This window comes from Actinoallomurus sp. NBC_01490 (assembly GCF_036227085.1).
Classification (GTDB): domain Bacteria; phylum Actinomycetota; class Actinomycetes; order Streptosporangiales; family Streptosporangiaceae; genus Actinoallomurus; species Actinoallomurus oryzae.
Window position 1 is genome coordinate 1,648,309 of sequence record NZ_CP109433.1, and the last position, 12,576, is coordinate 1,660,884.

Annotated in this window: 11 protein-coding genes; 3 read left to right on the top strand and 8 right to left on the bottom strand. The window is 72.6% G+C overall.

Annotated elements, in window-relative coordinates; genetic code table 11:
* Positions 1–48 precede the first annotated feature (48 nt).
* The gene (locus tag OG417_RS08330) at positions 49–1,707 is read right to left on the bottom strand and encodes a class I adenylate-forming enzyme family protein (RefSeq protein ID WP_329252112.1); all 1,659 of its coding nucleotides are present in this window, start codon (positions 1,705–1,707) and stop codon (positions 49–51) included.
* Between the two features lie 214 nt (positions 1,708–1,921).
* On the opposite strand from OG417_RS08330, the gene OG417_RS08335 reads away from it, so the two are divergent.
* Positions 1,922–2,857, top strand: coding sequence for an LLM class flavin-dependent oxidoreductase (locus tag OG417_RS08335; RefSeq protein WP_329252115.1), 936 nt, complete (start codon positions 1,922–1,924; stop codon positions 2,855–2,857).
* 49 nt (positions 2,858–2,906) lie between these two features.
* Here OG417_RS08335 and OG417_RS08340 read toward each other — a convergent pair whose 3' ends face one another.
* The 3 genes from OG417_RS08340 to OG417_RS08350 all read right to left on the bottom strand — a co-directional run bounded on the left by OG417_RS08340 (position 2,907) and on the right by OG417_RS08350 (position 5,887).
* Entirely contained in the window at positions 2,907–3,677 is a 771-nt protein-coding gene (locus OG417_RS08340; RefSeq protein WP_329252117.1) for an SDR family NAD(P)-dependent oxidoreductase, read from the bottom strand.
* Positions 3,674–4,810 (bottom strand): acyl-CoA dehydrogenase family protein, encoded by a 1,137-nt coding sequence (locus tag OG417_RS08345; protein WP_329252120.1) that lies wholly within the window; start codon positions 4,808–4,810, stop codon positions 3,674–3,676. The genes OG417_RS08340 and OG417_RS08345 overlap by 4 nt, the downstream gene beginning before the upstream one ends.
* Before the next feature lie 63 nt (positions 4,811–4,873).
* The gene (locus tag OG417_RS08350) at positions 4,874–5,887 is read right to left on the bottom strand and encodes a zinc-dependent alcohol dehydrogenase (RefSeq protein ID WP_329252124.1); all 1,014 of its coding nucleotides are present in this window, start codon (positions 5,885–5,887) and stop codon (positions 4,874–4,876) included.
* A 124-nt stretch (positions 5,888–6,011) separates the two neighbouring features.
* Here OG417_RS08350 and fabF point away from each other — a divergent pair, with 124 nt between their 5' ends.
* Entirely contained in the window at positions 6,012–7,244 is a 1,233-nt protein-coding gene (gene fabF, locus OG417_RS08355; RefSeq protein WP_329252127.1) for a beta-ketoacyl-ACP synthase II, read from the top strand.
* Here fabF and OG417_RS08360 read toward each other — a convergent pair whose 3' ends face one another.
* Positions 7,245–8,096, bottom strand: a complete 852-nt coding sequence (locus tag OG417_RS08360) for a hypothetical protein (RefSeq protein ID WP_329252130.1) — start codon at positions 8,094–8,096, stop codon at positions 7,245–7,247.
* 163 nt (positions 8,097–8,259) lie between these two features.
* On the opposite strand from OG417_RS08360, the gene OG417_RS08365 reads away from it, so the two are divergent.
* Positions 8,260–10,116, top strand: a complete 1,857-nt coding sequence (locus OG417_RS08365) for a bifunctional metallophosphatase/5'-nucleotidase (RefSeq protein WP_329252133.1) — start codon at positions 8,260–8,262, stop codon at positions 10,114–10,116.
* Between the two features lie 3 nt (positions 10,117–10,119).
* Here the strand turns inward: OG417_RS08365 and OG417_RS08370 are convergent, their stop codons facing one another.
* The 3 genes from OG417_RS08370 to OG417_RS08380 all read right to left on the bottom strand — a co-directional run bounded on the left by OG417_RS08370 (position 10,120) and on the right by OG417_RS08380 (position 12,527).
* Positions 10,120–10,776 (bottom strand): response regulator transcription factor, encoded by a 657-nt coding sequence (locus OG417_RS08370; RefSeq protein ID WP_329252135.1) that lies wholly within the window; start codon positions 10,774–10,776, stop codon positions 10,120–10,122.
* Positions 10,773–12,044, bottom strand: coding sequence for a sensor histidine kinase (locus OG417_RS08375; RefSeq protein ID WP_329252138.1), 1,272 nt, complete (start codon positions 12,042–12,044; stop codon positions 10,773–10,775). Before OG417_RS08375 ends, OG417_RS08370 begins: the two co-directional genes overlap by 4 nt.
* A gap of 81 nt (positions 12,045–12,125) precedes the next feature.
* On the bottom strand, positions 12,126–12,527 hold the full coding sequence (locus tag OG417_RS08380) for a hypothetical protein (protein ID WP_329252141.1): 402 nt from the start codon (positions 12,525–12,527) through the stop codon (positions 12,126–12,128).
* Positions 12,528–12,576 lie beyond the last annotated feature (49 nt).

The window sequence follows — 12,576 nt, forward strand, 5'->3', positions numbered from 1 at the left end:
AGACTACTCCCGCGATAGGCCGTGCTCAACACGACGCGGCATCGCGCTTCAGGGTGACTCGAAGAGGCCTTCGGTGTACTCGCCGGCCGCCTGTTCGGTGGCCTTGTAGTGCAGTTTCTTGCCGGTCGCGTTCATCGGGAGAGCGTCGACGAAACGGTAGGCGCGCGGTCGCTTGTACGGGCTCAGCATCGGGTGCGTGCGGCAGTGGCGTTCGCAGTCGGCGGCGGTCAGCGTCTCGTCGGCGCGGACCACGTACGCGACGACCCGCTGGCCCCAGCGCTCGTCCGGGACGCCCACGACCAGGGAGTCCGCGATGCCCGGGTGGCCGCCCAGAGCCTCCTCCACCTGGGTGGGATGGACGTTCTCCCCGCCCGACACGATCATGTCGTCCCGCCGGCCCACGATGGTGATGTACTCGTCCGCGTCCCACGTCGCCAGGTCTCCGGTGTACAGCCAGCCGTCGTGGAACTTCTTCGCGTCCGTCTCGGGGGAGTTGGTGTAGTGGTAGCCGGACTTGGGGGAGCGGACGATGACCTCGCCGATCTCCGCGCTGTCGTGGGCGACCGTCTCGTGCGGCTCGGCGCGCCGGTCGTCGAACAGCCGTACCACGGCGACGTCGTCGTCGGTGCAGGCGCGTCCGGCGCTGCCCGCGTGTTCGGGCAGGTCGGAGGGGCGTAGGAAGGTGTTCCAGAACGTCTCGGTGGTGCCGTACCCGTTGAAGATCCGCGGCGTCAGCACCTCCTGGTAGCGCAGGCACGCGTCCCGGGTCAGCGGCGCCCCCATGGTGACGATGCCGCGCAGGCTGGACAGGTCGCGGCGGCGCTCGAGCTGGGCGCGCGTGAGCATCTCCAGGTTCGTGGGCGCGCCGATCAGGAACGTGACGCCGAGGCCTTCGACGTGCTCGAGGACCAGGTCGGGGTCGAACGCGCGCATCGGCACGGCCTGTGCGCCCGCGTAGAACACCGGGTTCGGCCCGCCGGAGAACAGGCCGCCACGGTGGAACCACGGCGTCATGTTCAGCGTGATGTCCTCCGGCGAGAGCGGGAAGTGCATGATCACGTCGTGCGCGCTGAGCACCTCGACGAGGCTGTTCAGCGCGACGCCCTTGGGCATGCCGGTGGTGCCGGACGTGTAGAGCCGCGTGGTCTCCTCATATCCGGTGGCCGCCGGTTCCGGACGGGCCGCGCCCGGCGCGGCGAACAGGTCGCCGAACGCCACCGCGTCCTCGCGTGCGGCCCCGCCGTCCCCCGGCTCGCCGAGTGCGGCGACGACGTCCGGCCGGTGCCCGGCCAGGGCGAGTGCGTCGCGCGCCGGGCCGGCCAGCGCGGCGTCGTACACGAAGACCTTCGGCGCGCTGTCGTCGAGGATGTAGGCGGTCTCGCCCGGGGCGAGCCGGTAGTTGATCGGCGCGCCGATCGCCCCGCATGCCTGCGCGGCCAGGTACACCATGGCGAACTCGGGGCAGTTGTAGAGCTGGTAGACCACCACGTCGCCCGGGCCCACGCCCGCCGCGGCCAGGCCCGCCGCCAGCCGGTCCACGTCCGAGCCCAGCTCGGCGTAGGTCCACGAACGGCCGGACTCCGGGTCGTGCAGGGCAACCCGGTTCGCGTACCGGTGGGTGTTGCGCTGGAAGCCGTGCAGGTACGTGAACTCGTGCTCGAGCACCGCCCGGAAGGCGGACGGGTCGTACTCGGCTTGGGTGGACATGCGGCTCCTTCCCACGGCCCGGCGGTCGGCTCGGAGGGTCGGCCTCCCGTGTCGTGACGGTCGTCATCCGTTTCGTGGCCGGAACGCCTCCAGGCACGCGCGGGCGCCGGGGGCGGACACCCGGTGCGTGGAGACTTCCTTGCGGGGTGAAACGATAAACCGCGATCAATCCCCGCCCGTCACGCGGGTCGGACAGAACGGGAGGAAGGCGGACATGCGCGCACCGGCCGGAACCGAGAACGAGCGGCTGCGGTGGGGCGTGTACCTGCCGACCCTGGACGCGTTCCGGCAGGGGACGCCGCCGCTGGTCGAGGCCGCGCGGCGGGCGGAGGAACTGGGCTTCGACACCGCCTGGGTCGGCGACCACCTCGTCTTCCACCCACCGCTGCTGGAGTCGATGTGCGCGCTCGCCGCCGCCGCGGCGGTCACCTCCCGCATCCGGCTCGGCGTCGGTGTGCTGCTGCTGCCGTTGCGCGACATCGTGTGGGCGGCCAAGCAGCTCACCACAGTGGACGCGCTCGCGCCCGGCCGGCTCACGCTGGGCGTGGGCATCGGCGGAGAGAACCCCGAGGAGTTCGCCGCCGCCGGCGTGCCGGTCCGCGAGCGCGGACGCCGCCTCGACGAGGCCCTGGAGATCCTGCCGGACCTGCTCACCGGCAAGCCGGTCGACCACTCCGGCCCGCTGCTGTCCGTGCACAGCCCGGGCCTGGAGCCCGCCCCCGCGTCACCGCCGCCCCTGTACGTCGGCGGGCGCAGCGACGCCGCGATGGAACGCGTCGCCCGCCACGGGGACGGCTGGCTGGCCATGTGGCACCGCCCGGACACGGTCGCCGCGCGGCGCCGGACGCTGGCCGCCCGCGCGGCGGAGCTGGGCCGCCCGGAGCCGTCCACGACGATGCTGGTCTTCGTCAACGTGGCCGACCGGGAGGACACCGCACGGGAGGAGGCCGCGGCCATGCTCTGGGGCCAGTACCGGCTGCGGCTCGACACCGTCGAGCGCTACACCCTGTTCGGCCCGGCCGCCCGGGTCGCCGAGCGCCTGGCGGCCTACCGCGAGGCCGGGGTCACCGAGTTCGCCCTGCACCCGGCCGCCCCCGACCCGCTCGCCCAGTACGAGGCCTACGCGAAGGTCCGCGAGCTGCTCGGCTGAGCGGCCCGGATTCCCCCGCCCTGCCGCGCAGCGCTCGAGACGGGGACTCTCAGCCGTCCGTCACGCCGTTGCGGCGCCACATGCGGTCGACGTCGCCGCCGCTCGTGTACGCGGTGAGGGCCCCCGCGCCGTCCACGGTGACCTCCTCCCCGGTGACGTACCGTCCCGCGTCGGACAGCAGGAACTCGATGACCGGGGCGATCTCGTCCGGGTGCGCGGCGCGGCGGAGCGGCAGCTCGTGCTCGATGGCCGTGCGCAGGTGCGGGCGGGACATCAGCGGCGCGGCCATCGGCGTGTCCATGTAGCCGGGCGAGACGGCGTTCGCGCGGACGCCGCGCGGCCCGTACTCCAGGGCGACCGCGCGGGCCAGCGAGGCCACGCCCGCCTTGGACACGGCGTACGCGGCGCCGCCCGGCTGTGGGTACCGGCTCGCGACCGACGCGACGAGGGCGACGGCGCCCTGCGTCTCCAGCAGGTGCGGCAGCGCGGCGCGTACGACGTGGAAGGCGCCGGTCAGGTTGACGTCCAGATGAGTGGCCCACGCCTCGTCCGTGAGCAGGTGCAGCGGGGTCAGGTCGTTGTGGAACACCCCGGCGCAGCCCGCCACCGCGTGCAGGCCGCCCAGCTCGTCCACGGTTCGCGTCACCGCGTCCTCGACCGCGCGCGCGTCGCGGACGTCGGCGGTGACCGTCAGCGCCGCTCCGTCGTCGGACGCCTCGGCGCGGTCCAGGGCCGCGACCGTCCACCCCCGTTCGGCCATCAGGCGTACGACCGCGCGGCCCAGGCCCGACGCCGCCCCGGTGACCAGCACGACCTTCATGAGCCCTCCTTCCGCGCGGCGTCCGTCAGCACCTTGCGGGCCACGACGAGCTGCTGGATCTCCTGCGTGCCCTCCTCGAACCAGAAGCCGCGGGCGTCCCGGTAGATGCGCTCGATCGGCGCGGCCACGCTGTAGCCGAACCCGCCGTGCACCCGCAGCGCCAGGTCGGTCACCCGGCCGATCATGTTGAGGCAGAACAGCTTGGCGGTGGACGCGGCGGCGGTGACCTCCTCGCCCCGGTCGAACGCCTCCGCGGCCCGCCGTACGAGACCGCGCCCGGCGTCGATGTCGGCCCGCATGTCGGCGAGGTGCGCCTGGATCGCCTGGCGGTCGGCGATCGGCCGGCCGAAGGTGGCGCGCCGCAGCGCGAACCGCGCGGCCTCGTCGAGCGCGCGCTCCCCGAGCCCGACCATGCACGCGGACAGCGAGATGCGGCTGTAGTCGAGGAAGTACAGGCCCACGTCCAGGCCCTCGCCCACCGCGCCGAGCCGGTGCGCGTCGTCCAGGCGCATGCCGTCGTACCGCAGCCAGGCGTGGCCGGTGCCGTGCAGGCCCATGGTGCGCTGGGTCGCGTCGATGCCGAACCCCGGAGTGTCCCGCGGGATCAGGAACGCGGTCAGCGAGTCCTTCGCCGCCCGCTCGTCGGACGCGGCGACGAGCAGGAACCAGTCGGCGCGGTCGGCGAACGTGATGAGGTGCTTCTCACCGGTCAGCAGCCAGCCGTCGCCGTCGCGCACGGCACGCGAGCGCAGGTCCCGCCCGGTCCCCGCGGTGGCCTCGGTGAGGCAGAACGCCACGACGGCGTCGCCGGTGCCGATCCGCGAGACGATGCCGCGCTGGCGCTCGTTCCCGTACCGCAGGATCGGCCGCCAGATGCCGTTGGACAGGTGCACCAGCATGCGCCCGGCGCCCGGTCCCATCGCCGCGGCCTCCAGGTAGGGCAGCAGCTCCACCGTTGACAGGCCGAAGCCGCCGTGGGACTCGGGCAGGGTCAGCCGGTAGGCGCCGATCCGGGCCGCCCCGTCGAGGACGGTCGGTGGGATCCGGTCGGTGCGCTCGATCTCCGGCGCCGCCGCCTCCACCTCGCCGGTGAAGAAGGCACGGAAATCGTTCAGCTCGGGGATGCCGGCCACGGGGGAGTTCTCCTTCTCTTTCGAGCCTTCTCTTCTCGGGTTCGGCCTCGGTCGGGGCCCGGCTCAGGGTTGGGCGACGATCCGCACCAGGCCGTCGGGCCGCCGGTCGAGCAGGTCGAACGCCTCGGTCGCCCGGTCCAGCGGCAGCCGGTGGCTGACCATGCCGGACAGGTCGAGGCGGCCGTCGCGGACCAGTGCGACCACCTGCCGCAGGTCGTCGATGGTGGACGTGTACGTGCCGGACACGCTGATCTCGCGGGTGACGAACGAGGTGATCCAGCCGAGGTTCAGGTCGCCGGGGGTGACCGAACCGAGCACCAGCCGCCCGCCGGGGCGCAGCGTCCGTACCGCCTGGGCGGGAGTCTCCGGAGAACCGGTGAAGTCGATCGCCACGTCGGCCGGGCCGACCTCGCGCCGCAGCTCCTTCAGCCGCCCGGCCGTGAACGCGGGGACGCCCAGCTCCGCGACGCGCCGCCGCGTGGCCTCGCTGCGCACGACCGCGACCACCGTCGCCTCCGGCACCAGAACGCGGGCGAGGTGCACGAGAGCGGTGCCGACGCCGCCCGCCCCGAACACGCACAGCACCCCGTCGTCGGGCACGCCGGCCACGGTCAGCGCGTGGTACGCGGTGGCCGCCGCGTCGGGCAGGATCGCGGCCGTCACCGGATCCAGGCCGTTCGCGCGCACGAGCCGCGACACCGGCCAGACCAGCTCGTCGGCCAGCCCGCCCGGCTCGTGGATGCCCAGGATCGGTGCGGTCGCGCACCGCTGCTCCCGGCCGGACGCGCACGACTCGCAGGCGCCGCACGGGGTGATCAGATGCGGCAGGACGAGGTCGCCCACGGCGATGTCGCCGGCCGGCCCGTTCAGCTCCGTGACGACTCCGGCGACCTCGTGGCCGGGCACCAGCGGATAGGAGACCCCCGGCGGCAACGGCATGCCGCGCAGGTAGTGCGCGTCGGTGCCGCAGATCCCGCACGCCACGACGCGGATGCGCGCCCACCCCGGACGCGGCGACGGCGGACCGGTCGTGTCGAGACGCACCGAACCCGGCCCGTTGATCGTTATCCGTCGCACGACATGTCACGTTAGTCGCCTCGCTCGTGCCTGTTAGTGGGTGTACGGCGTGCGGTGTCCGATTTACGGAGGCGTACTGTGTCTGCCGGGTGTGGCCATGTCGCGTAAGGGAGATGGACAGCAGGTGGCAGAGCGGGTGCTGGTGACCGGGCTCGGCGCGGTGACCCCGGTGGGGAACGACGTGGCCTCGACGTGGGAGGCGCTCACGCACGGCCGGTCCGGCATCAAACCGATCACCCGGTTCGACGCGTCCCACGACCGCGTGCGCATCGCGGGGGAGGTCACCGGCTTCGACCCCCAGCAGGTGCTCGACCACAAGCGGGTGCGTCGTTCGGCGCGCTTCTCCCAGTTCGCCGTCGCCGCCGCGCGGGAGGCCGTGAAGGACGCCGGGCTGGTGCTGGACGGTGACACCTCGCGGGTCGGCGTGGTCGTCAACAACGCCGTCAGCGGCTTCCCGGAGATCCAGAGCGGCGTCGAGACCCTGCACGAGCGCGGGGAGCAGCGCGTCAGCCCGTACTACGTCTCCTCCGTCATCCCCAACATGCCCGCGTGCGAGGTCGCCATGGACCTCGGGGTGCACGGACCGGTCACCGCGGGTGCCCTCGCCTGCGCCAGCGGCGTGTACGCGCTGCTGGACGCGCGGCGGCTGATCCTCGCGGGCGAGGCGGACATCGTCATCGCGGGCGGTACGGACGCCGGCATCACGTCGGCGATATTCGCCGGCCTCACCAACATGGGCGCGCTGTCGCGCCGCAACGACGAGCCCGAGCGTGCCAGCCGCCCGTTCGACGGCGAGCGCGACGGGTTCGTGTTCGGCGAGGGAGCGGTGCTGCTGGTCCTGGAGTCCGAGCGTCACGCGCGGGCCCGGGGCGCCACGCCGTACGCCGAGGTCGCGGGCGGAGCGCTGACCAGCGACGCGTTCCACGTCAGCGCGCCGGAGCCGGACGGCGCGTACGCGACGGCGGCGATCCGCCAGGCCCTGGAGCGCACCGGCACCGCCCCCGCGGACGTCGACTACATCTGCGCGCACGGCACCTCGACCAAGGCCAACGACGTCACCGAGACCAAGGCGATCCGGGCCGCGCTCGGCACGCACGCCGATCATGTCGCGGTGAGCTCGCCGAAGTCGATGGTCGGCCACATGATCGGTGCGGCCGGGTCGCTGTCGGCGATGGTCTGCGCGCTGGCGATCCGCGACGGCGTCGTGCCGCCCACGATCAACCAGGAGACGCCCGACCCCGAATGCGACCTGGACTACGTGCCCAACACGGCACGTCCGCTGCGCGTGCGCACCGCGCTCGTCAACGCGTTCGGCTTCGGCGGACAGAACTGCGTCGCGGTCATCCGCGAGCCCTGATCAGGCGTCCGGGTCCGGCCGGTGGAGGCGCCGGCCGACGGCCGCCGCGCCGGCGGCGAGCGGCAGGCAGCATCCGGCGATGAGCAGCACGACCGCGCTCGCGGACTCGTTCCACAGGTACACCTGGTCCGGCAGGAGCCGGTACAGGACCGCGCCGAGCACCGGGCCGGCCGCACCCGCCGCCGTGGCCGCCGCCCAGGCGCCCGTACGCCGGGCGGTCACGCCGCTCACCACGCAGGCCAGCACGAGGGTCACCACCGCGACCGGAAGCATCGTCGGCAGGTGATAGCCCAGGTTGTACGGCAGATTCGACAGCGCCGACCCCCACGGCCTCGCGAGGTCCAGGCCCAACGGCTGCACCAGGCCCGCGTACACGACCGTCGGGGAGACGAGCGCGGTGAGCACGAGCGCGGCCACCCACAGCAGCACGGCGTACGCCGCGATGCCCCGGCCGATGACCGGAGCCGCCGCGACGGCGGCCCCGCCCGCGACGCCCAGCAGGACGCCGAGCAGCACGGCGGTCCCGATGTCGGCACGGACGGCCTCACCGCCGAGCCGGGCGATGAGCGGATGGGCCGCGAGCGCTCCGACGGCCGCCGCGGGGACGGCCGCCGCGCGGGTTCCACGGTCACGGCGTGCGCCCGCGAGCCAGGCGGCCGTCGGCACCGCCATCGCGCAGTACCAGGCGACCAGGGTCACCTGAACGCCTTGGACGCGGTCGTCACCCGCCCCGAAGTCCGCATCGAGCGTAAGGATGCCGACCGCCTCCGCCACCGCGACCTGCGCGAGACCGAGTAAGGCCCCCACGGCGGCGGCCAGGACGAGGGGACCGGCGTTCCGGGCAACATTCATGAAATAAAGGACGCTTCGCACCGCGAAGGCGTTCGCCTGGACGGTGGCAAGGCCGGGGAGTGCCAACGTTCGGGCGCGCGGCTGGGAACATCTGACCGGTTCGGAAGCGGCGTACGACCTCTATCGTGGCGACGCTCGCCCACGGAAAGGAAACGCGCCCGCCATGAAGAACAGTCGGCCCGGCCCCACGCCTCGGTGGTGTTCCTGTCGTATACCGGACGACGCCGAGCAGCGGCGGGGAGTCAGCCGCAGGCAGGTGCTCGGCGGGCTGACCGCGACGAGCGCGCTCGCCCTCGCGGGCTGGCCCGGCGCGGCCGAGGCCGCCACGGCCGGCAAGGGCGGCAAGGACTCGGTGACCATCACGATCATGGGCACCTCCGACATCCACAGCCACGCCGTCGACTGGGACTACTACAAGGACGCCGCCTACAGCGACAGCGCGGGCAACGTGGTCGGCTTGGCCCGGGTGTCGAGCCTGGTGAACCAGATCCGCAAGGACCGCGGGCGCGACCACACCCTGCTGTTCGACGCGGGCGACACCATCCAGGGCACGCCGCTGGGCTTCTACTACGCCACGGTGGAGCCGTTCACCGAGACCGGCCAGACCCACCCGATGGCGCTGCAGATGAACGCCATCGGCTTCGACGCCGTGGCGCTCGGCAACCACGAGTTCAACTACGGCCTTCCGCTGCTGGACGCCTGGATCGAGCAGATGCACGCGCCGGTGCTGGCGGCCAACGCCGTGCACGCGGGCACCGACCGGCCGGCGTACCGCCCGTACATCATCAAGAAGATGCACGTCCACGGGCACCCGCCGATCAGGGTCGGGCTGCTCGGCCTGACCAACCCGGGCGTCGCCATCTGGGACAAGGCCAATGTCTCCGGCAAGCTGGACTTCCTGGATCTGGTCGAGACGGCCAAGCGGTGGGTTCCCAAGATCCGCGCCGAGGGCGTCGACGTCATGGTCGTCAGCGCGCACGCGGGTGACAGCGGCCTGTCGTCCTACACCGGCGACATCCCGGTGGAGAACGCCGCGGCCATGGTCGCCGAGGAGGTGCCCGGCATCGACGCCATCCTCTTCGGCCACGCGCACCTCGAGATCTCCGAGCGGTTCGTCACCAACAAGGCGACCGGCGAGACCGTCGTGATGAGCGAGCCGATGTGCTGGGGCGAGCGACTGTCCGTCTTCGACCTCACGCTGACCCGCGACCGCGGCCGCTGGAAGGTCGCCGGAAAGTCCGCCACCACGGTGAACACCAACACGGTGCAGGAGGACCCGAAGCTCGTCGCGCTGGTCAAGAAGCAGCACGACGCGGTGGTCGCCTACGTCAACCAGGACGTCGCCACGTCCACCGAGGCGATGTCGGCGGCCGAGTCCTGCTGGAAGGACACCGCGATCCTCGACTACGTCAACCTGGTGCAGACCGAGACGGTCAAGAAGGCCATCGCCGGCACCGCCAACGAATCGCTGCCGGTGATCTCGATCGCCGCGCCGTTCAACCGCGCCGCGACCTTCCCGGCCGGGAAGGTGACGGTCAAGGACATCGCCGGGCTCTACATCTACGACAACACGCTGCTGGCCAGCATCCTGACCGGCGCCCAGATCAAGGCCTACCTGGAGTACTCGGCGCGGTACTACGAGCAGGTCGCGGCGGACGCCCCGGTCGACCCGGCGTCGTGGACCAACGCCCACGACCTGCCCGACTACAACTACGACCAGATGTCCGGCGTGACGTACGACGTCGACATCGCCAAGCCCGAGGGCTCGCGGATCACCGGCCTCGCCTACGACGGCACGCCGGTGACCGACGACCAGAAGTTCGTGGTCGCGGTCAACAACTACCGCCAGTCCGGCGGCGGCGGCTTCCCCGGCATCACCACCGCGCCGGTCGTCTACAACGCGCAGGTCGCGATCCGCGAGGCGATCGTCGCGTACGCCTCGGCGGCCAAGACCATCGACCCGGCCACCTTCCACGTGGAGAACTGGAAACTGGTACGCGACGGCGCCCCGGTGTTCTAGGCGTCACCGGTCCGGCGGGCCGGGGACGAGCAGGCCGCGGTTGTACGCCTCGGCGACGGCCGCGGCACGGTCGCTGACGTCCAGCTTGTCGTAGATGTGCAGCAGGTGCGTCTTGACCGTGGCCTCGGTGATGAACAGCCGCGCCGCGGCCTGCCGGTTGGTGCATCCGGCCGCGACGAGTTCGAGCACCTCGACCTCCCGCCGGCTGAGCGGCCCCGAGCCCGGAGTCCGGACCCGGTTCATCAGCCGGGACGCCACCGACGGGGACAGGACCGCCTCGCCGTGGGCGGCGGCGCTCACCGCCCGCAGCAGTTCCGACCGCGGGGCGTCCTTGAGCAGGTAGCCGGTGGCGCCCGCCTCGATCGCCGGCAGCACGTGGCTGTCGGTGTCGTAGGTCGTGAGTACGAGGACGCGCGCCGCCGTGCCCCGGCGGGCCAGCTCGGCGATGGCCGTCACGCCGTCCATCCCGGGCATCCGCAGGTCCATCAGGATGACGTCGGGCCGTAGCTCCTCGGCGAGCCGTACGGCCTCGGCGCCGTCGCCGGCCTCGCCGACCACCTCGAACCCGGGCTCACGCGCGAACATGCTGCTCAGACCGTCTCTCACCACCGGGTGATCGTCGGCGATCAGCAGCCTGATCGGGCCTTCCGGGCGGCTCACGCGGAGGCCTCCGCGGGCCCGGCCGGCACGCAGGCGGAGATGCCCGTGCCCGCGCCCGGTTCCGACTCGACCTGGAGCGTCCCGGACAGGCCCTCGATCCGCTGGCGCATCGCGACGAGGCCGAACCCGCCGCCCGTCTCCGTGCGCTCGCCGGTCATCTTCGCCGGGTCGAACCCGCACCCGTCGTCCCGCACGTCCAAGGCCACCTCGTTCTCCATGTAGGACAGGGTCACCCCGACTCTCGTCGCCCGGGCGTGCCGGGCCACGTTGGCGAGCGCCTCCTGGGCGGTGCGCAGCAGTGCGACCTCCACCTCGCGCTCCATCGGCCGTGCCGTACCGGTCGTGGTGACCTCGACGGCGAGCCCGTGCAGCGCCGACCAGCGCCCGGCGACGCCGGTGAGCGCCTCGCTGAGCCGCGCCGTCTCCAGGGGCTCGGGGCGCAACGCGTGCACCGACCGCCGCGCCTCGGTCAGGCTCTCCCTGGCCAGCCGTGTCGCCGCCGTCACGTGCCGGCGCCAGTCCGCGGTGTCATCCTCGGCCTGCTCGGCCGCCTGCAGCTGGGTGATGATCCCGGTCAGCCCCTGGGCGAGGGTGTCGTGGATCTCCCGCGCCATCCGCTGGCGCTCGTCCATGATCCCGGTTTCGCGCGCCTGGGCCACGAGCCGCTCGTGCAGGCCGGCGTTCTCGGCCAGGCTCGCCTCGAGCCTGCGGTTCGCCTCCCTCGCCTCGCGGAGGGCCTGCTCGCGCTGGTCGTTCTGCTCGCGGCTCCGCCGGGCGAACCAGGCGAACCCGCACATCGGAAGCGTGTTCGCGGCCACGACGGCGAGGTACACGACGAACCCGAGCAGCGTCGTCTTGCCGATCGCGGAGGCCTGCGCGGTGCCCGCCAGCGCCGCCACCACGGCGACGCCGAGCAACTGCCACGGCCAGAGGATGAGCCGGAACGCGTACAGGTATCCGGCGGGAGCGAAGAACCCCCACCAGGGGTCGCGCACCACCAGGACCGTCATGATCGCCATGAGCACGGTGAAGAACACGGCCATGGCCGGGGGGCTCTCCCGCCACGCGGGACGCAGCGTGACCATGCACAGCATCCACAGGGCGGCGAGCCCGCAGAGCACCAGGTCGACGGTGAGGCCGCCCGAGGAGTGCTTCTCCGCCACGGTGATGGCGGTCAGGATCGCCAGCAGGAGGTACGGCGCGACGGCCACCACGAGAGGCCACTGCTCCCGCGCGTCCAGCCGGGCACGCGGCACCGGACCGCTCATGTCCGTCCTCCCTGGCGACAGCCACCTGTCCCAGGACAATCTAACCGGGGCCGTTCCGTACGCCATCGCGGTTCGCGCTCGTCACGCGCCCGCGAACAGCGATCGCAGGTGCCGGCCGTTGACGAGCACGACGACGCAGAGCAGGAGGAGCCCGCAGACGCTCTGTTCGAGCCGCAGCCACAGCGGGAACGTCCCGGGCAGCGAGATGATCACGATGATGGCCACGACCATGACGGCCGAGGCGATCCGCAGCCGCAGGAACGCGCCGCGGGAGCCGCGGGCCGCGCGGGCGGCGAACGAGAACATCAGCAGCGAGGTGAGGGCGACGATCGTGCCCCGTATCCAGACGGCGTCGTTCACCACGGAGCGGTGGCCGCGGAGCAGGACGATGGCCGCGAAGGTGACCACGCTGAGGAGGAGATAGCCGCCGACGAGCAGCTTCACGGTACGCAAGGCCGTACGGGTCTCCGGTCGGGTGTCCATGTCATGCCTTTCTGTCTTGCCTGCTTGCCTGTCTTCGTCAGGTGCCGTC